Source organism: Nocardioides salarius (assembly GCF_016907435.1).
Taxonomy (GTDB): Bacteria; Actinomycetota; Actinomycetes; order Propionibacteriales; family Nocardioidaceae; genus Nocardioides; species Nocardioides salarius.
This window is the reverse complement of the sequence record NZ_JAFBBZ010000001.1, coordinates 438,426-455,530: the sequence shown is the minus strand read 5'-3', so window position 1 is coordinate 455,530 and position 17,105 is coordinate 438,426. Positions and strand designations below refer to the sequence as shown.

Sequence of the window (17,105 nt, the reverse complement as noted above, 5' to 3'; positions counted from 1 at the left end):
CGCTCAGGACTCCGTTGCCGGATCCTCGGTGGGCAGCGTCTCGGTCGCGCCCAGCCACGGCAGCAGGGCCAGCAGGCTGACCAGCGCGGTGGTCGCCAGCGCCCAGGCGAAGCCCGCCTGGTCGGCGATGACTCCGACGAGGATCGGGCCCACGATGGCGCCGGAGTCCTGGGCCATCTGGAAGGCCGCCAGCACCTTGCCGCCGCTGCGGTCGTTGCCCACGACGTCGGCGACGGCGGCCTGCTGGCCCGGGTTCACCAGCCCGGCGCCCAGCCCGGAGACCGCGGAGAGCACGAGCAGCACCACCAGGTCGCCGGCCAGGCCGAGCAGCCCGAAGCCCAGGGCCGTCACCGCGAGGCCGGTGATCACCAGCGGACGGCGACCCACGGTGTCGGCGATCCGGCCGGCGACCTGCAGCGTCAGCGCCGTGCCCACGGCCGCGACGCCGAGGGCCGCGCCGGCGACCCAGGGCCGGTCGTAGACGGTGATGGCGAACTGGGGGAGCACCGCCACCCGGACCCCGAAGTTGCACCAGCCGTTGGCGAAGCCCGAGACCAGGGCCGCCCGGTAGGCGGGGTGGCCCAGCGCCTCGCCCACCAGCATCGGGGGCCGTTGGGGCTGGTCGGTCGACGGTCGCAGGCGCGCGCCGCTGAGCCGGGTGCCGACCGCGACCACGGCGACGACCAGCGCGCCGGCGTACACGATGAAGGGCAGGCGCAGGCCGAACGAGGCGAGCAGCCCGCCGAGCACGGGCCCGAGCATCCCGCCGACCAGGAACGAGCTGGCGTACGCCGACGAGACGCGCCCGCGGATGCTGGGCGGAGCCAGGCGCACCAGCAGCGCCATCGCCGAGACCGTGAACATGGTCGAGCCCAGGCCGCCGAGGCCGCGGAAGACCAGCAGCTGCCAGTAGGACTGCGCGAAGGCGGTGGCCAGCGACGACGCGGCGACCACCAGCAGCCCGGTCAGGTAGACCGGGCGCTCCCCGAGCCGCGCCACCAGTGCACCGCCGGCGGGGGCGAAGACCAGCCGGAAGAACGCGAACGCCGAGACCACCACCGAGGCGGCCGCGACCCCGACGTCGAAGGTGCGGGCGTAGGCCGGTAGCACCGGAGAGATCAGCCCGAACCCGATCGCGATCACGAACGCGGCGCCGATGAGCACCGTGATCTCGCTCGGGATCGGGGTGCGGGGCTGCCCGCCCTGCCTGCTCCGGTCGCGCCTCGTCGACCTCATCCGCCGCGTGCCTGGTGACTCACGGCTCGACCCTAGCCACCCCTGTGCTGGGCTGCGCGAGGGGAGGGATCAGTGCCGCGCCGGCGCCTCGGGAAGCTCCGCGAAGGCCTGCTTCATGTCGCGATACCAGCCCAGGGAGCGCTTGGGGTGGCGCCAGCGCGACTTCATCGCGTCCCGCGCCTCCTGGTGGCTGGCGTCGCCGGCCTTCTCGGCCTCCTTCAGGTGCCGGTCCTGGGCGTTGATCACGTCGTCGGCGCTCTCTCCGTGGTGGGCGAGCTCGCAGGGGCCGCCCAGCTGGCGGCAGGTCATCGTCTTCACGGGTGTTCCTCTCGGTTGCGGTGGGACTGCTGGTGGGGACGGTCGTGGGGTCGGCGCCGGGTCCGGGCGAGGACGCCGGGGTCGGCCCGGAAGTCGATGCGGTGCACCAGCCCGTCGACGACGGTGAAGTCGAAGACGACGCGCGCCGTGCCCCGGTCGAACCAGGCCGCGCCCGGTCGCTGTCCGACGAGCACGGGCAGGGCCGCGTGGGCGGCACCGTCGAAGAAGGCTGCGACGTCGTCGCGTCCCTCGATGCGCGCCGGCGTCCCGAGGCCGATCGCGACCTCGTCGCCGACGACGACGGCGTCGGGGGCGAGCAGCGCCAGCAGCCGGGACAGGTCGCCGCCGCGGGCGGCACTCATGAAGGCGTCGACGACCGCGCGGTCGGCCAGGGCGTCCTCGGGGGTCGGCTGGCCGATCTTGGCGCGCGCTCGCGAGGCCAGCTTGCGTGCCGCGGCGGGGCTGGTGCCCAGGGTCGCCGCCACCGTCTCGAAGGGGAACCCGAAGCTGTCGTGCAGCACGAAGGCGACCCGCTCCCGCGGCGTCAGCCGTTCCAGCACCACCTGCAGGGCCACGCCGACCGTGTCGGCGAGCGCCACCTCGTCGGCGGGGTCGGGCGCCGAGCGCGAAGCGCCTCCTGCCGCGTCGTCGAGCTCCTCCAGGTCGTCGTGGAGCAGCGGCGTCCGCGCGCCGAGGCGGTCGAGGCACAGTCGCCCGGTCACCGTCGTGAGCCATGCGGGCGGGTCGAGCACGTCGGCGCCGTGGCGGTGCCAGCGCAGCCACGCCTGCTGCACCACGTCCTCGGCCTCCGTGGCGTCGCCCAGCACCCGCGCGGCGAGCGCGACCAGGCGCGACCGCTCGGCCTGGAACTCCTTGGTCCGCTCCACAGCCACCACCTTCCCATCGACGTCCTCATGGGGTTGACGATGCGTGGGCGCGGCATGTGACACCGCGCGGCGTGGCCCGCCGAGCGTGGTCAGGTCGAGGCTGACCGTGACCTCGTCACGGCCACGGGGCAACCGGCCAGGTGGAGCATCCGGTGGGTGGTCGAGCCGACAGCCAGGCCGTGGAAGCCGCCTCGGCCCCGCGAGCCCAGGACCAGCAGGTCGGCCCGGTGCGACGCCTCGCCCAGGGCGGTGAGCGGCTCCGCGTGGTGCACGTCCAGCGAGACCTCGGTGTCGGGGTGCTCCTCCAGCAGGGCGGTGAGCTGGGCCTCGACCGACTCCCGGCGCCGCAGCGCCTCCTCGTCGTCGGGCGGCAGCGGCCGCAGCAGGTGGCGGGGCCAGCCCTGGGGGAGACCCAGGGCGCTGACGACCGAGAGTCGGGCGCCGCGCAGTCGGTCCTCCTCGAAGGCCAGGGCCAGGGCCGCCCCGGAGTCGGGGGAACCGTCGGTGCCGACGGCGACGCGGTCGTGACCGGCGCTCGCGTGGCCCACGACCACCACGGGGCAGTCGGCGTGCCCCACGACCTGCAGCACGGTGGAGCCGAGCAGCAGGTTGCCGACGTCCTCGCCCTTGGCGCCGAGGGCGACGACCTGGGCGCGACCGGACCTCTCCAGCAGGGCCTGGGCAGGAGTCTGCATCGGCTGCTCGGTGACCACCGCGACGTCGGGGTGCGTCTCGCGCACCAGGGCCACGGCCTCGGCGACGATCTCCTGTCCACGGGCCTCCGCCTCCTCGAACCGGCCCGGCGGGAAGAACGGGAAGTCGGCCTCGTAGCGCGGCAGCGCGTGCACCACGAGCAGGTCGGCGCCGCGCAGCCGGGCCTCGTGGGCGCCCCAGGTGAGCGCTCGCAGGCTGCGGCCGGTGCCGTCCACGCCGACCACGACGGGATCGCTCATGCCGGTGCTCCTTCTCGCGTCGATCGTGTGCAGGTCACAGCGCCAGCCAACGCGGCGGCTGTGTCGACCGGTAGGGCCGAACGTCACTGGCCGACGGGGGTGCGGCAGGTGTGGCACGAGCGCCGACCGGGTACCTGGGACGAGAGGACGACAGCCGAGGAGGACACCGTGTTCGAACTCGTCTTGACCATCGTGGTGCTGCTGGCCGTGGCCGCCGCCATCCTGCTGTTCGAGCGGCCGCGCGCCGAGCGGATCGAGCGCGACCTGCACGAGCAGGCCGCCGACCGCCGCGACGCCGCGACGGCAGCGCCCGACCCCGAGCAGAGCCCCGAGCAGACCACCGAGCACCCCGAGCAGAGCCCCGAGCCGGGAGCGCGGCCCGACGACCCGCCCGACGACCCGAGGTGATCTCACCCCAACGGGCGGAGTGGCCGGGCGGCTCGGTGGCTACTCCTGGAGGTGTCGGAAGCCGATCCACGAGGAGGCGATGATGACGAGCTCGAAGGACCTGCCCATCCCTGACTACGACCACCTGCTGCTCAGCGACATCGAGCACCGGCTGAAGGGGCTCGACGCCGGGTCCGTGGACCGTCTGCTCGAGCACGAGCGGGCGTACGCCGCCCGCCCGGCGGCGATCGTGCTGCTCGAGCAGCGCCGCGCCCAGCTGCGCGAGGACCCCGGCGCCGAGCCGTCGCCGGGCGAGGGGCCCGACCCCGCCGCGCCGCGCGTCGACCAGGTCGGCCAGCACCCCTCGCCGCACCAGGCGTCCCCGCAGACGCAGGGGCCACCGCAGAACCCGCCCTCGCAGGGCGTCCCGACCAACCCGGCGCAGCCGCGTCGCTGAGACCACACCCCTCGACAGCCAGCTCGACACGAAGCTCGACACGAAGGAGGACCAGCATGGCCACAGGCGAGACCGGATTCGACGACGTCGTCTTCGACCTGATCTCGGTGCAGTACCACGCGCTCAAGGCCGGCCACGACTACGGCCAGTACGTGCGCGACGCCGAGAACGCGGGCAAGCAGGAGGTCGTCGACTTCTTCCGTGAGGTGATGGAGCAGGACCAGCAGCGGGCGCACCGCTGCCACGCCCTGCTCCGCGAGCTCGGTGGCGTCGACGTCACGAGCCCGCAGTAGCCGACGTACCCCGACGTACCCCGTCCCGGTCCGACCGGACCGACCCGATCAGCAGAGGAGAGAACCATGCCCGGAGGCCAGGAACCCGGACCCAGCGTCAAGGATGACGAGCTCTACGAGAAGCTGCGCGATGAGGGCAACAGCAAGGAGAAGTCGGCGCGCATCGCCAACGCCTCGGCCAACCAGTCGAGGTCCACGACCGGCCGCAAGGGCGGTGAGTCGGGCTCCTACGAGGACTGGACCGTCGACGACCTGCGCGAGCGGGCCCGCGAGCTCGACATCGAGGGCCGGTCGTCGATGACCAAGGACGAGCTCGTCGACGCCCTGCGCAACCACTGAGGGGCCCGCGTGCGCATCGGCTACTTCCTCTCCACCGAGGAGTACGGGCCCGCCGAGCTGGTCGAGCAGGCGGTGCTCGCCGAGCAGGCCGGCTTCGAGGCGCTGTGGATCAGCGACCACTTCCACCCCTGGAACGACCAGCAGGGCCAGTCCCCGCTGGTGTGGGGCATCATCGGGGCGCTGTCGCAGGCCTGCTCGCTGCCGGTCACCACGGCGGTGACCTGTCCGACGGTGCGGATGCACCCGGCGCTGGTCGCCCAGGCCGCTGCCACCGCCGCCGTGCAGCTCGGGGGGCGGTTCACGCTGGGCGTCGGCACCGGTGAGGCCCTCAACGAGCACGTCCTCGGCGACGCCTGGCCCTCCTGGGACGTGCGCGCCGAGATGCTCGAGGAGGCGGTCGCGCTGATCCGCCGCCTGTGGGAGGGCGACTTCGTGACCACGCGGGGGCGCCACTACGCGGTCGAGAACGCTCGCATCTACACCCTGCCCGAGGAGCCGCCGTCGATCTACGTCAGCGGGTTCGGCCCCAAGTCGACCGACCTCGCGGCCCGCATCGGCGACGGCTTCGTGGGGACCTCCCCCTCGCCCGACCTGGTCCAGCGCTTCAAGGAGGCCAGCGGCGGGCTGCCCGCCCAGGGCGGCTGCAAGGCGGCCTGGGCGCCGACCAGGGACGAGGGCGTCGACCTGGCCTGGCGGCTGTGGCCGCACGCCGGGCTGCCCGGTGAGCTGGCCCAGGTGCTGCCCTCGGTGCGCCACTTCGAGCAGGCCACCGAGCTGGTGACCCGCGAGTCGACCTCCGAGAGCACCGTCGCCGGCCCCGACGTCGGGCCGCACGTGCAGCAGCTCCTCGACTACGTCGAGGCCGGCTACGACGAGGTGTACGTCGCCAACATGGGCCCGCACTACGCCGACATGATCCGGGCCTACGGCGCCGAGGTGCTGCCTCAGGTTCGCTCCGGGGTCGGGGGCTGAGGGGCGCGCCCGGCGCCTGCCCCCGGCAGCACGGGACCAAGGACCCTGCTCCGCCGCGCCCGCAGGCAGGCATCGTGGACGGCGAGGAAGCCTGAGGCGGCGACCCGGGCGCGAGGGAGGCACGGTGGACCCCGAGGACGTGACACGCACGCAGGACGTCGCGGGCAGGACCGGGCCGAGGCTCGGGGTCGTGGCTGCCGTGGGCAGTTGGCCGCGTGACGTGGCCGTGGTCGAGCGGGCGGCGCAGGAGGCCGAGCGGCGCGGCGGGAGCATCACCCTGCTGCACGTCGACCAGGAGCGCTACGCGATGAGTGGGGCCGACGAGGAGTACGTCGGCCGGCACGTCTTCGCCCAGCACGAGGTGCTCGCCGCGGCTGCCGAGCACGCCCGCTCCCTGGGGCGGCGCGGGCCCGTGCAGACCGCGCTGTACGTGGGCGCGGTCACCGACGGCATCCTGCGCACGGCGCACGCCGCGGCGGTGGTCGTGCTGGGCGCCGAGGGAGCCTCCCCGGCCGTGCGTGCCGTGCGGGGCGGGGTCACCGCAGCGGTGGTCGCCCGGGCCACGTGCCTGGTCGAGGTGGTGCCGGCCGGTGAGCGGCTGGCGGGCCCCGATGCTCCGGCGGTGGGACGCGTGGTGGCGGCGAGCATCGCTGAGGGCCAGCGTCGCGTGCTGGCGGGTGTGGCCGCTGCCCAGGCCGCGCTGTGGGACGTCCCCACCGAGGAGGTGACGCTGCCCGGCCGCCCCGGGGCCGACCTGCCGGGCCTGGACGAGCACGACCTGGTGGTCGTGCTGCGCGGCGCGCACGCCCCCCTGTGGGGACGACCCGACGCGCGGATCCGGGGACTGCTCGACCACGCTCCCTGCACCGTGCTCGTGGTACCGCCGGAGCTGGCCGACGACGAGGCCCAGCGAGACGCTGCGGTCACCGCGACACGTCCGGATCGCCGTAGCTGATGTGGCTGATGTGGCTGACGGTGGCGTCGTCGTGCCTGACCTCGACGATCACGCCGTCTCTCGGACCGGCCCGCCCACGTGGTCGCTCTGCACCACGATCGGGTTTCCGGGCTGGCGCGCACCGCGTCGTCCCTACCGATCGGGGAGCCGGGTGCCCGGGCCGGGCACGCGCTCCTGGCCTGCTCAGGCTCGTGGACCCGGGCACTCGTGGCAGCCTGAGCACGATGCGACCCGGCCCGGCGGTGAGGGAGAGGACGAGCGCCGATCATGACCGACCTCCTCGAGGAGCTGGCCAACCTGCCCACGCCGCTCGTCCTGCTCGTGGCCGGGGTCATGGCCTTCAGCGAGACCGGCATCGGCCTGGGCTTCTTCGTGCCGGGGGAGACCGGTGTCCTGGTCATGGCGACGACGGTGGATGGCCCCGGTTCCTTCGCGGCCATGGCCAGCGTCGTGTGGCTCTCGGCCGCGGCCGGCGACTCCTTCGGGTACCTGGTCGGACGTCGCTACGGCTCACGGGTGGCCGAGACGCGCCTGGGTCGGCGGCTGGGCGAGGAGAAGTGGGAGCGCAGCCAGGAGCTGCTGCGCCGCTACGGTGCCCGCTCCGTCGTCACGTCCCGGTTCCTGCCCGCGGTGCGAGTGCTGACGCCGGTCGCGGCCGGGGCCGCCCACCTGGGCTACCCGCGCTTCGTCGCGGCCTCCCTGACCGGGGCCCTGGCCTGGTCGCTGGCCCACGTCGCCATCGGTGCCACGGCAGGTGCCTCGCTCAAGGCGATCGACGAGGCGATCGGGATCGGGAGCTGGGTGCTGCTCGGGTTCGTCGTCCTGGTGGTGGCCGTGGTCGTCGTCGTACGCCGTCGGCGCAGGGGCTGAGGCGGTCGTCGAGGGGCGACGGTCACGCCGGGGACGGGCCGGCCCCGACCCACACAACGTCCCACTGCAGGGCACGCGTGGGTCTGGTCGCCCGGCAGGTGAGCCGGGCCTCGGCGCGCCGGCTGCTGTCGATCTCGACGCGCACGCGCGCGGGCAGGGGAGCGACACCAATGACGTCGATCGTCCACCGGCCGGCGTCGAAGCCGCCGGTCTGCTCGACCAGGCGCGGGGCGGCGGCGGTGACCGGCGCGGGGCCCCACCGCTCGAGCACGGCGCCGAGCGCGACCTGCTCTGCGGGGTGCAGCCCCGCGACGCCGCGCAGCCTGGCCGGGTCCACACGGCCGGCCAGGTGGGACTCGACGGTGCTCACGGCCTCGCTGGGCGACATGCCGGCGTAGCAGGTGAGGTCGGGCAGCAGCAGCAGGTTGGGCGCGAACCGGTCGCCGCCGACGTGGCTGCACTCGTACGTCGCCTCGGGCCACCGCTGCGCGAGGGCCCGGGCCACGGGGCGTCCCTTGACGGCGCAGCACAGGTCGTGGACGCCGTGGGCGCAGACGAGGAGCAGCGGGCCGGTGTGCTCCTCGCCGCTGTCGGGGACGAGGCTGGCCAGCAGCTCGTCGGGCCGCTGCCACAGGCCGGTGCGCAACCGGCCGTCGTGGCTGCGGTACCAGCGCCGCGGTCCGGTCAGCCGATCGGCCGCGCCGTCGCGGCCGTGGCGTCGGATGAACAGGGTCCGCAGCTCGGGGTGGCCGAGCTCGCGCAGCAGCGCGGTCGACAGGCCGGCGCCGAACGGTGCGGTCACCGGCCACGGCCCCGGGTGCTCGACCAGCAGCCAGTCGCGCTGCGGGGGAGCGGTGCCGATCAGCGGGTCGTCGCGCAGCTCGGCCTCGTCCGAGCACCGGAGGCTCATCCGGCGACGACCAGTCCCGCCTCGACCAGCTCGCGGGCGGGCTCGCGACCCAGGTCGGCGACCGTGACGGGGTGCCCCTCGAGCAGCCGGCGCAGCACGGGCGCGGGCACCTGGTCGACCGGCAGGCTGCCGGCGCGGGTGGTGAGCGTGGCGTCGGTGAGCGTGGCGTCGAGGTGCTCGCGCAGCCGCAGGGCGGTCGCGTCGGTCAGCGCGGCGGCCAGCGCGTGCTGGGCGAGCGGCCCCAGGGGCGCAGCGCGCTGCGAGCCGCGGCGCTTCGCGTGCAGGCGCTGCGCCACGTCGTCGGCGTCGATCGACCCCAGCGCCTCGCGCAGCCGCTTGCCGACCAGGTCGAGGTCGAGGTCGTCGGCCGCCAGGGAGGTGCCCAGCGGCAGCGAGCCGCGGGCCTCCTCGTCGTCGGCGAGCCGCTCGAGGGCCAGGGCGACCAGCTCCTCGGCGACGGCGTACCGGGTCCAGCTGTGCACGCCGAGCGTGAGGTGCACGGTGACCCCGCCCAGGGCGGTCGCGGAGTGTAGGTAGCCGCGGGGCAGGTAGAGCGCGTCGCCGGGCTCGAGCACGGTCTCGATCACCGGTTCCTGCTCGGCGGCGAGCCGGACCGCCTCGCGGCGGTCGGTCCACGGCTGGTCGCGCAGCGGTGCCTCGTGCACGGGCGCGTGGATCGACCACTTCTTGCGCCCGGCGACCTGCAGCACGAAGACGTCGTGCACGTCGTAGTGGTCGTCGAAGCCCTGGTTCTGCGGCGGGGTGACGTAGGCGTTGGCCTGCACCGGGTGGCCCAGGTCGGCGGCCAGCTGCTGGCAGAAGTCGAGGACGGGCGACCACACCCGGTGCAGCCCCTGCAGCACGATGGTGGAGCCGGCCGCGAAGAGCGCGCTGAGCTTGTCGTCGCTGACCTGGTCGGCGATGCCCGCACCGAGCCCGCCCGGCGCGGTGAAGGCGCTGTGGGGGAGCGTGGAGCCGGCCCTGGCCACCCGTACGAACGGCGTGCGGAGCCCCCGCTGGGCCACCAGCTCGTCGACCGCGGGCTCACTGAGCAGGTCGGCGAAGGCGCCCGCGTCGGCGCCCGGGCGCAGCAGCGGGGACCTGCCCCAGGAGGTCTGCGCGAAGTCGGTGACGTCCCCGACCAGCCGGGCCAGTGCGGGTCTGCTCGAGGCGGGTCGTCCTGGGGCGGGGCGGGTGGTGTCGGCGCGGACGGCAGGCCCGGAGTCCCCGGGCCTGCCGTCCTCTGGCTGGTGCGGCATCAGGCGGAGCTGTCTGCTCCACCGTCGGCGCCGCCGTCCTGCACGCCCGGGGTGCCCTCGGCACCGCCGTCAGCGGGACCCTCGGCCCCACCGTCGGCGCCGCCGTCCTGCACGCCCGGGGTGCCCTCGGCGCCGCCGTCTGCGGGGCCCTCGGTCTCGGACTGGCTCATGTCGTCTCCCTTGCACGTCGGGGCCCTCGGCCCGGTCGTACGGCGCCGGTCGACGCCGTGGCTACGTGTATAGCCAGTCCCGCGGTCACTGCCCACCCCCGGAAGGTGGGGAGGGCAGAGTGTGGAGCCCCGGACGGACGATGCTCGTACGGGGCTCCACACTCTGCCTGCCGGAAGCGAGACGACGCCGACCCCGCCCTCACGAGGAGGACGGGGCCGGTTCACCGATCGGCTGGTGCCGGTCAGATGTCGTAGTACAGCTCGAACTCGTGCGGGTGCGGGCGGGCCTGCACCGGCGCGATCTCGTTGGTGCGCTTGTAGTCGATCCAGGTCTCGATCAGGTCGGGCGTGAAGACGTTGCCGGCCGTCAGGAACTCGTGGTCCGCCTCGAGGGAGTCGAGGACGGCGTTGAGCGAGGTCGGGACCTGGTCGATGTCGGCCATCTCGTCCGGCGGGAGCTCGTAGATGTCCTTGTCGACCGGGGCGGGCGGCTCGATCTTGTTCTTGATGCCGTCGAGGCCGGCGAGCAGCAGCGCCGAGAAGGCGAGGTAGGGGTTCGCCGACGGGTCGGGGCAGCGGAACTCGACGCGCTTGGCCTTCGGGTTCGAGCCGGTGATCGGGATCCGCACGCAGGCCGACCGGTTGCGCTGGGAGTAGACCAGCGAGATCGGGGCCTCGAAGCCGGGCACCAGGCGGTGGTAGGAGTTCACCGTCGGGTTGGTGAAGGCCAGCAGCGACGGGGCGTGCTTGAGCATGCCGCCGATGTAGTAGCGCGCCATGTCGGACAGGCCGCCGTACCCGGTCTCGTCGTAGAACAGGGGCGCGCCCTCGCTCCAGATCGACTGGTGCACGTGCATGCCCGAGCCGTTGTCACCGAAGATCGGCTTGGGCATGAAGGTCGCGGTCTTGCCGTTGCGCCAGGCAGTGTTCTTGATGATGTACTTGAACTTCATCACGTCGTCGGCGGCCTTGAGCAGCTCGTCGAAGCGGTAGTTGATCTCCGCCTGGCCGGCGGTGCCGACCTCGTGGTGAGCGCGCTCGACCTGCAGGCCGGCCCGCTCGAGCTCGATGACCATCTCGTCGCGCAGCTCGCCGAAGTGGTCGGTGGGGGCGACGGGGAAGTAGCCACCCTTGTACTTGACCTTGTAGCCACGGTTGTCGTTCTCGAACGCGTCACCGGTGTTCCAGGCGCCCGCCGAGGAGTTGATCTCGTAGAACCCGGCGTTGGCCTTGGTCTCGAAGCGCACGTTGTCGAAGACGTAGAACTCCGCCTCGGGGGCGAAGAACGCCTGGTCACCGACACCGGTGGTGGCCAGGTAGGCCATCGCCTTGCGGGCGATGTTGCGCGGGTCGCGCGAGTAGGCCTCGCCCGAGATCGGGTCGTGGATGAAGAAGTTGACCACCAGGGTCTTCGCGGCCCGGAAGGGGTCGATGTAGGCCGTGGTCGGGTCCGGGAACAGCGACATGTCGGACTCGTGGATGGCCTGGAAGCCGCGGATGGACGAGCCGTCGAAGTTCAGGCCGTCGTCGAAGACCGACTGGTCGAACGAGGACACCGGGACCGTGAAGTGCTGCATGACACCGGGCAGGTCGCAGAAGCGCACGTCGACCATCTCGACGCCCTCGTCCTTGATGTACTTGAGCAGCTCCTCGCTGTTCTGGAACATTCGTCCTCCTTGGCCGTCCCCGTCGGACGACCGGCAGATCTGAGAGTGGACACCCGCGGCGACGATGCCTCGGACGATGCGCTCACCCTACGAGTGAGGCAGTTTCCAGACCGTATCGGACGTGTTTCCCCCATGTAACAGACGTCCAAGTCGGGCCCGGGCGGACCCGGCGGGCCCGGTCCCTAGGCTGTCGGGGTGAGCAACCCCAGCGCGACGAGCGTCGAGACCGCCTCCTGGACCCGCCGGATCCTCGCCCTGGTCGTCGACTGGGCCGCCTGCACCCTGGCGGTGAGCCTGTTCACCCCCGTGTACGGCGCCACCGCGGACCCCGCCTCGGGCTTCTACGTGCTGGGCCTCTTCGTGGTCGAGTCGGCGCTGTTCACCGCGCTGCTCGGCGGTTCCTTCGGCAAGGTCGTGACCCGCCTGCGCGTGGTGCGCGCGAACGGCGACCCGCGCCCGCCGGCCCTGCTGCCGGCCCTGGCCCGCCAGCTGCTGGTGGCCCTGGCCGTCCCCCCGCTGGTCTTCCGCCCCGACGGCCGGGGGCTGCACGACATCGCCGCCGGCACCTGCACCGTCACGGTCGAGACGTTTCGCCGGCTTGCCGGCAGGTGAAGACTGGGGGGACAGCTCCCCCATGAGAGGCCTCACCATGAAGCGCACCCCGACCTGGCGGCGTACGGCCGTCGCCGCCGTCCTGCCCCTCGCCCTGACCGGCCTGGCCGCCTGCGGGGGTGAGGAGAGCGCCGAGGACACCAGCAGCGCCTCCGCCCAGCTGGAGGAGCAGGGCGACGAGGACGGCGAGGAGGCCGGCGGCCTCGAGGCCGGCGACCCGGTCCCCGACGACGACTTCGTGGCCCTGATGGCTGCCTCGTTCGAGGACGCGACGACGGCCCGCACGACGATGACCTCCGAGACGGCGGGGACGACCATCAGCGCCGAGGGCGTCGTCGACTACACCGGGAAGACGCCCGCGATGCGGATGACGATGGAGTCCGCGGAGCTCGGTGACGAGCCGATCGAGATGATCCTGGTCGACAACGTGATGTACATGCAGGTGCCCGACCTGGGCGGCAAGTACCTGTCGATGGATCTCGACGAGCCGGGCAACCCGCTGGGCCCGATGATGACCGACTCGATGGACCCCTCGAAGCAGGCCGAGATGATGCGCGCCGGCCTCGAGAGCGTCACGTTCGTCGGCGAGGAGGACGTCGACGGCGAGTCGCTGGAGCACTACTCCGCCACGCTCGACCCGAGCGCCGCGCTCGAGGGGATGCAGGGCATGGAGGGCGTCCCGAAGTCGATGATGCCCGAGCAGATGCAGTCCGACACCTGGTTCGACGACGACGGCCGGGTGCGCCGCATGGTCATCGACATGGGCGAGCTCGGCTCGACCGAGATGAGCATGGACGACTGGGGTGCCGACGTCGACATCGAGGCACCGCCCGCCGGCCAGGTCACCACGATGGACGACATGATGGGCTCGATGAGCCAGATGAGCTGAGCCCCGGCGCGTCCGGCGGACCCAGGCGGTCCCGGACGGCCCGGGACGACGGGAGGGCGGCGAGGTCGATGACCTCGCCGCCCTTCGCTGCGTCGATGCCGCGGCGTACGCCGCTCAGCGCCCGCGCATGTTCTGGCGCATGCCCTTCATGCTGGTCGGCACCGGGCCCTTGGGCAGCGGCACCGCGGGGCGGCTGGCGTCGAGCGCCTTGAGCCGGTTGCGGATGTCGGTGATGTCGGCGGGGCGGACCTCGCGCTTCATCTTGCGCAGCTTCTTCATCAGCTGCGGGAGCGGCACCTGACCCTCCTCGCGGCCCACGACGATCTCGTGCACCGGCGTCTCGGAGACGACCCGCTCGTGCTTGCGGCGCTCACCGGCCATCAGCGCGCGCAGCCGCGAGCCGTTGCCCTCGCCGACCAGGATGATGCCCGGAGGGCCCACCACCCGGTGCACGACGTCCTGCTGGCGGTTGAAGGCGACGGCGTTCTCGGTGTGCCAGCCGCGCTTGAGCATGTTGAGCGAGGCGGCGGCGGCGCCGGGCTGGCCCTCCATCTGGCTGTAGGCCGAGGCCTGCGCGCGGCGGCTGAAGAGGATCAGCGCACCCAGGGTGCCGAACATGATGCCGCCGACGACCGAGAGCACCCACTCGATCGCGCCGCTGCCGGGCAGGATCTTGAAGATGAGGAAGCCCAGGACACCGGTGACGAGGAACGTCAGCAGGAGCCACAGCCCGATGCGCGGGTCGGTCCTCTTGGTGATCCGGTAGGTCTCGGCGAACTGCTGGCGGCGGTTCATCGACGACGCGTCGGTCTGCTTGGCCATGCGGAAGCGTGCCTCACTCGGGTCGGCCCGGGGTGCGACCCGCGGGCGGGGATCAGACGGCGGCGCCCTCTCGCGCCTCCATCGCCTGACGGTACAGCCGTCCGGCCCGGTACGACGAACGGACCAGCGGTCCGGACATCACCCCGGAGAACCCGATCTCGTCGGCCTCGTCCTTCAGCTCCACGAACTCCTCGGGCTTGACCCACCGCTCGACGGGGTGGTGGCGCGCGGAGGGGCGCAGGTACTGGGTGATCGTGATCAGCTCGCAGCCGGCCTCGTGCAGGTCGCGCAGGGCCTGGCTGACCTCCTCGCGGGTCTCGCCCATGCCCAGGATCAGGTTCGACTTGGTGACCAGGCCGAAGTCGCGGGCCTGGGTGATGACGTCGAGGGAGCGCTCGTAGCGGAACGCGGGACGGATCCGCTTGAAGATCCGCGGCACGGTCTCGACGTTGTGGGCCAGCACCTCGGGACGGCTCTCGAAGACCTCCTGCAGGAGGTCGGGCTTGCCGTTGAAGTCGGGGATCAGGTTCTCGACGCCGGTGTCGGGGTTGAGCTCGTGGATCACCTTGACGGTCTCGGCGTAGAGCCAGGCACCGCCGTCGGGCAGGTCGTCGCGGGCGACGCCGGTGATCGTGGCGTAGCGCAGCTGCATCTTCTGCACCGACTCGGCGACCCGGCGCGGCTCGTCGCGGTCGAGGGGCTGCGGCTTGCCGGTGTCGATCTGGCAGAAGTCGCAGCGCCGCGTGCACTGGTCGCCGCCGATGAGGAAGGTGGCCTCGCGGTCCTCCCAGCACTCGAAGATGTTGGGGCAGCCGGCCTCCTGGCACACGGTGTGCAGGCCCTCGCCCTTGACGAGACTCTGCAGCTCCTTGTAGGCCGGGCCCATCTTGGCGCGGGTCTTGATCCACTCCGGCTTGCGCTCGATGGGGGTCTCGGCGTTGCGGACCTCGAGTCGGAGGAGCTTGCGGCCTTCGGGTGCAGGTGCCTGTGTCACGCGCTCGACTGTACGCCGCGGGCCCAGCCGTGGCCGAGTCGGCCGGGTACCCGCCGGTACAGCGGCCCGACGGCCGGGTCAGGGCACGTCGCGGCGCCGGTAGGAGCCCAGGGAGATCGCGCCGGCGCCCAGCAGGAGCGCCCCGAGGTACAGCCCGCCGTCGGTCGCGGTGAGCACCCGCTCGCCGTTGCACTCCTCGCCCGAGCCGCCCCGGCGCGTGAAGCACTCCTCGGGCAGGTCGCTGTCGTCGTAGTAGCGCATGTCGTTGGTCACGAACGCCAGCACGTTGAGCTGCGGCTGCCAGCGCTCGGTGCTGCCGCCGGCACTGCCGAGCAGGCCGATCAGGGTGCCGCCCACGACCGAGACCGCGAAGAGCACGCCGATGGTGGCCACGGTGCTGCGGAAGAGCATGGTCAGCGCGTAGCCGCCCAGCGCGCCGGCGGCGGCCAGCAGCGCCCCGCGGGCGACGACCTCGAAGCCGTCGCCGACGACACCGCCGCCGGTGGCGAGGTCGCGCGAGGCGGCCAGCGCCCACAGCCCGGCCCAGTACGCCGCCAGCACCGCCCCGGCGACCAGGGCGCCGACGAGCGTGACGACGACCGCCTTGGCGGCCCAGACGCGGGCCCGTCGCGGCTCGAAGAGCAGCTGGTTGCTCATCGAACCCGAGCCCCAGTCGTGTCCGACGAAGGTGGTGCCCACCAGCAGCATCAGCAGGCCCACCACGGCCACGACGCCCAGCAGCGACCCCTCGCGGGTCTCGGCCTCGAGACGCAGGGTGGCACGGCCGCCGTACCACTCGAGGACCTGGGCGCGGCAGGCCTGCTCGAGCTGGACGGCGTCGCCGCTGCCCGGCTCGTAGCCGAGGTAGTTCTCGGGCTGCCGCTCGCAGCGGGGCACCTCCTTGGCGGCGTACCGCTCGGAGAGGATCTGGTCCTGCTCGGCCTCGGAGACCGGGCGGGTGCTCCACGCGACCGAGGCCAGGACCAAGGCGGGGACCGCGACCGCGGCCACCAGCAGCAGCACCACCGCTCGGCGCCAGCGCAGCCGGGTGGCCTCGACCCGCAGCAGCGCCCTCATGCCGCGCCGCCCGTCTGGCCCATCGACTGGCCCATCGTCTGGCCCAGGGTGTCGGCGGCGGTGAGCTCGAGGAAGTAGCTCTCGAGGTCCTGGCGCTGGGCGCTCAGCCCCTCGAGCCAGATGCCGGCCTCGCCGAGCAGCCGGGTCACCTCGGCCGGCTGCTCGGTCTCGACGAGGAACGAGCGTTCGTCGGGCCCGTGGGTGGTCGGGTGCCCGGCCGCCTCGAGCACTCGTCTGGCCTCGCCGGGCGCCGCCACCTCGACCCGGTACGCCGCACCCGCGGCCAGCAGGTCGGCCACGGTGCCGGAGGCCAGCAGCCGGCCGTTGCCGATGATCGTGGCCGAGGTGCAGACCTGCTGCACCTCGGCGAGGATGTGCGAGCTGAGCAGCACGGTCACGCCGCGCTCGCCCAGGTCGCGGATGGTGTCGCGGATCTCGCGGATGCCGGCCGGGTCGAGCCCGTTGGTCGGCTCGTCGAGGATCAGCAGCGCCGGGTCCTTGAGCAGCGTGGCGGCGATCGCGAGACGCTGCTTCATGCCCAGCGAGTACGAGCGGAACCGGTCGCCGTCGCGCCCGGTCAGCCCGACGGTCTCGACCGCCTCGTCGACCCGGGTGTCGGGCGCGCCGATCGAGCGCGAGAGCAGCAGCAGGTTCTGCCGACCGGTCAGGTTCGGGGAGAACTTGGGCGACTCCACGACCGCACCGACGCGACCGACCACAGCCGGCAGCTCGTCGGGCACCGGGCGCCCGAAGAGGCGCATCGTGCCGCTGGTGGCGCGGGCCAGGCCCAGGAGCATCCGGATGGTCGTGGTCTTGCCCGACCCGTTGGGGCCCAGGAAGCCGTGCACGCCGCCGGCGGGCACCGCGAGGTCGAGGCCCTGCACCGCCACCCGGGTCCGCCCCTTGCGGGTGCGGAACTCCTTGCGCAGCGCTGAGGTCTCGATGACCAGGTCGTGCCCGGGGCCGGCCGCGGGGCCGCTCGTCGTGCTCACGGCGCGAGCGTGGCAGAGCCGCGCCGCTCTACCTTCGCGACGCGCC

21 protein-coding genes are annotated in these 17,105 nt (G+C 73.2%); 9 read left to right on the top strand and 12 right to left on the bottom strand.

The features are described 5' to 3' along the window. Positions 1 to 3 precede the first annotated feature (3 nt). The 4 genes from JOE61_RS02280 to JOE61_RS02265 all read right to left on the bottom strand — a co-directional run bounded on the left by JOE61_RS02280 (position 4) and on the right by JOE61_RS02265 (position 3,394). Positions 4 to 1,236, bottom strand: a complete 1,233-nt coding sequence (locus tag JOE61_RS02280; RefSeq protein ID WP_193669242.1) for an MFS transporter — start codon at positions 1,234 to 1,236, stop codon at positions 4 to 6. 69 nt (positions 1,237 to 1,305) lie between these two features. Further along, positions 1,306 to 1,545 (bottom strand): hypothetical protein, encoded by a 240-nt coding sequence (locus JOE61_RS02275; protein ID WP_227491828.1) that lies wholly within the window; start codon positions 1,543 to 1,545, stop codon positions 1,306 to 1,308. A 5-nt stretch (positions 1,546 to 1,550) separates the two neighbouring features. Continuing rightward, entirely contained in the window at positions 1,551 to 2,441 is an 891-nt protein-coding gene (locus JOE61_RS02270) for a sigma-70 family RNA polymerase sigma factor (protein WP_193669244.1), read from the bottom strand. Between the two features lie 89 nt (positions 2,442 to 2,530). After that, a complete protein-coding gene (locus JOE61_RS02265; protein WP_193669245.1) occupies positions 2,531 to 3,394 on the bottom strand; it encodes a universal stress protein in 864 nt (287 codons plus the stop codon). A gap of 168 nt (positions 3,395 to 3,562) precedes the next feature. Between JOE61_RS02265 and JOE61_RS02260 the strand changes: the two genes are divergently transcribed. The 7 genes from JOE61_RS02260 to JOE61_RS02230 all read left to right on the top strand — a co-directional run bounded on the left by JOE61_RS02260 (position 3,563) and on the right by JOE61_RS02230 (position 7,667). Next, positions 3,563 to 3,802, top strand: a complete 240-nt coding sequence (locus JOE61_RS02260; protein ID WP_193669246.1) for a hypothetical protein — start codon at positions 3,563 to 3,565, stop codon at positions 3,800 to 3,802. An 82-nt stretch (positions 3,803 to 3,884) separates the two neighbouring features. Further along, on the top strand, positions 3,885 to 4,238 hold the full coding sequence (locus JOE61_RS02255) for a DUF8129 domain-containing protein (RefSeq protein ID WP_193669247.1): 354 nt from the start codon (positions 3,885 to 3,887) through the stop codon (positions 4,236 to 4,238). Between the two features lie 56 nt (positions 4,239 to 4,294). Next, positions 4,295 to 4,531, top strand: a complete 237-nt coding sequence (locus tag JOE61_RS02250) for an acyl carrier protein (RefSeq protein WP_193669248.1) — start codon at positions 4,295 to 4,297, stop codon at positions 4,529 to 4,531. Between the two features lie 66 nt (positions 4,532 to 4,597). Further along, positions 4,598 to 4,870 (top strand): DUF7218 family protein, encoded by a 273-nt coding sequence (locus JOE61_RS02245; RefSeq protein WP_193669249.1) that lies wholly within the window; start codon positions 4,598 to 4,600, stop codon positions 4,868 to 4,870. A gap of 9 nt (positions 4,871 to 4,879) precedes the next feature. After that, on the top strand, positions 4,880 to 5,842 hold the full coding sequence (locus tag JOE61_RS02240; protein ID WP_193669250.1) for a TIGR03557 family F420-dependent LLM class oxidoreductase: 963 nt from the start codon (positions 4,880 to 4,882) through the stop codon (positions 5,840 to 5,842). 190 nt (positions 5,843 to 6,032) lie between these two features. Beyond that, complete coding sequence (locus tag JOE61_RS02235; protein ID WP_193669251.1) at positions 6,033 to 6,797, top strand: universal stress protein; 765 nt, start codon at positions 6,033 to 6,035, stop codon at positions 6,795 to 6,797. Between the two features lie 267 nt (positions 6,798 to 7,064). Beyond that, positions 7,065 to 7,667 (top strand): DedA family protein, encoded by a 603-nt coding sequence (locus tag JOE61_RS02230; protein WP_193669252.1) that lies wholly within the window; start codon positions 7,065 to 7,067, stop codon positions 7,665 to 7,667. Between the two features lie 22 nt (positions 7,668 to 7,689). Here the strand turns inward: JOE61_RS02230 and JOE61_RS02225 are convergent, their stop codons facing one another. The 4 genes from JOE61_RS02225 to glnA all read right to left on the bottom strand — a co-directional run bounded on the left by JOE61_RS02225 (position 7,690) and on the right by glnA (position 11,673). Next, positions 7,690 to 8,577, bottom strand: coding sequence for a ferredoxin family protein (locus JOE61_RS02225; RefSeq protein WP_193669253.1), 888 nt, complete (start codon positions 8,575 to 8,577; stop codon positions 7,690 to 7,692). After that, the gene (locus JOE61_RS02220; protein ID WP_193669254.1) at positions 8,574 to 9,836 is read right to left on the bottom strand and encodes a cupin domain-containing protein; all 1,263 of its coding nucleotides are present in this window, start codon (positions 9,834 to 9,836) and stop codon (positions 8,574 to 8,576) included. The genes JOE61_RS02225 and JOE61_RS02220 overlap by 4 nt, the downstream gene beginning before the upstream one ends. After that, positions 9,836 to 10,006, bottom strand: coding sequence for a hypothetical protein (locus tag JOE61_RS02215; protein WP_193669255.1), 171 nt, complete (start codon positions 10,004 to 10,006; stop codon positions 9,836 to 9,838). The genes JOE61_RS02220 and JOE61_RS02215 overlap by 1 nt, the downstream gene beginning before the upstream one ends. A gap of 242 nt (positions 10,007 to 10,248) precedes the next feature. Then, the gene (gene glnA / locus JOE61_RS02210; RefSeq protein WP_193669256.1) at positions 10,249 to 11,673 is read right to left on the bottom strand and encodes a type I glutamate--ammonia ligase; all 1,425 of its coding nucleotides are present in this window, start codon (positions 11,671 to 11,673) and stop codon (positions 10,249 to 10,251) included. A 195-nt stretch (positions 11,674 to 11,868) separates the two neighbouring features. On the opposite strand from glnA, the gene JOE61_RS02205 reads away from it, so the two are divergent. Next, positions 11,869 to 12,285: an RDD family protein gene (locus JOE61_RS02205; RefSeq protein WP_193669257.1), complete on the top strand. Its 417-nt coding sequence runs from the start codon at positions 11,869 to 11,871 to the stop codon at positions 12,283 to 12,285. Positions 12,286 to 12,322: 37 nt separating this feature from the next. Continuing rightward, positions 12,323 to 13,174, top strand: a complete 852-nt coding sequence (locus tag JOE61_RS02200; RefSeq protein ID WP_193669258.1) for an SCO4651 family lipoprotein — start codon at positions 12,323 to 12,325, stop codon at positions 13,172 to 13,174. Between the two features lie 114 nt (positions 13,175 to 13,288). Here JOE61_RS02200 and JOE61_RS02195 read toward each other — a convergent pair whose 3' ends face one another. The 4 genes from JOE61_RS02195 to JOE61_RS02180 all read right to left on the bottom strand — a co-directional run bounded on the left by JOE61_RS02195 (position 13,289) and on the right by JOE61_RS02180 (position 17,059). Continuing rightward, positions 13,289 to 13,996 carry a DUF4191 domain-containing protein gene (locus JOE61_RS02195; protein ID WP_193669259.1) on the bottom strand — a complete coding sequence of 236 codons (708 nt, stop codon included), beginning with the start codon at positions 13,994 to 13,996 and terminating at the stop codon, positions 13,289 to 13,291. A 52-nt stretch (positions 13,997 to 14,048) separates the two neighbouring features. Continuing rightward, positions 14,049 to 14,990: a lipoyl synthase gene (gene lipA / locus JOE61_RS02190; protein ID WP_193669260.1), complete on the bottom strand. Its 942-nt coding sequence runs from the start codon at positions 14,988 to 14,990 to the stop codon at positions 14,049 to 14,051. A gap of 78 nt (positions 14,991 to 15,068) precedes the next feature. Beyond that, a complete protein-coding gene (locus JOE61_RS02185; RefSeq protein ID WP_193669261.1) occupies positions 15,069 to 16,067 on the bottom strand; it encodes a hypothetical protein in 999 nt (332 codons plus the stop codon). Further along, positions 16,064 to 17,059 (bottom strand): ABC transporter ATP-binding protein, encoded by a 996-nt coding sequence (locus tag JOE61_RS02180; protein WP_193669262.1) that lies wholly within the window; start codon positions 17,057 to 17,059, stop codon positions 16,064 to 16,066. The genes JOE61_RS02185 and JOE61_RS02180 overlap by 4 nt, the downstream gene beginning before the upstream one ends. Between the last annotated feature and the right edge of the window lie 46 nt (positions 17,060 to 17,105).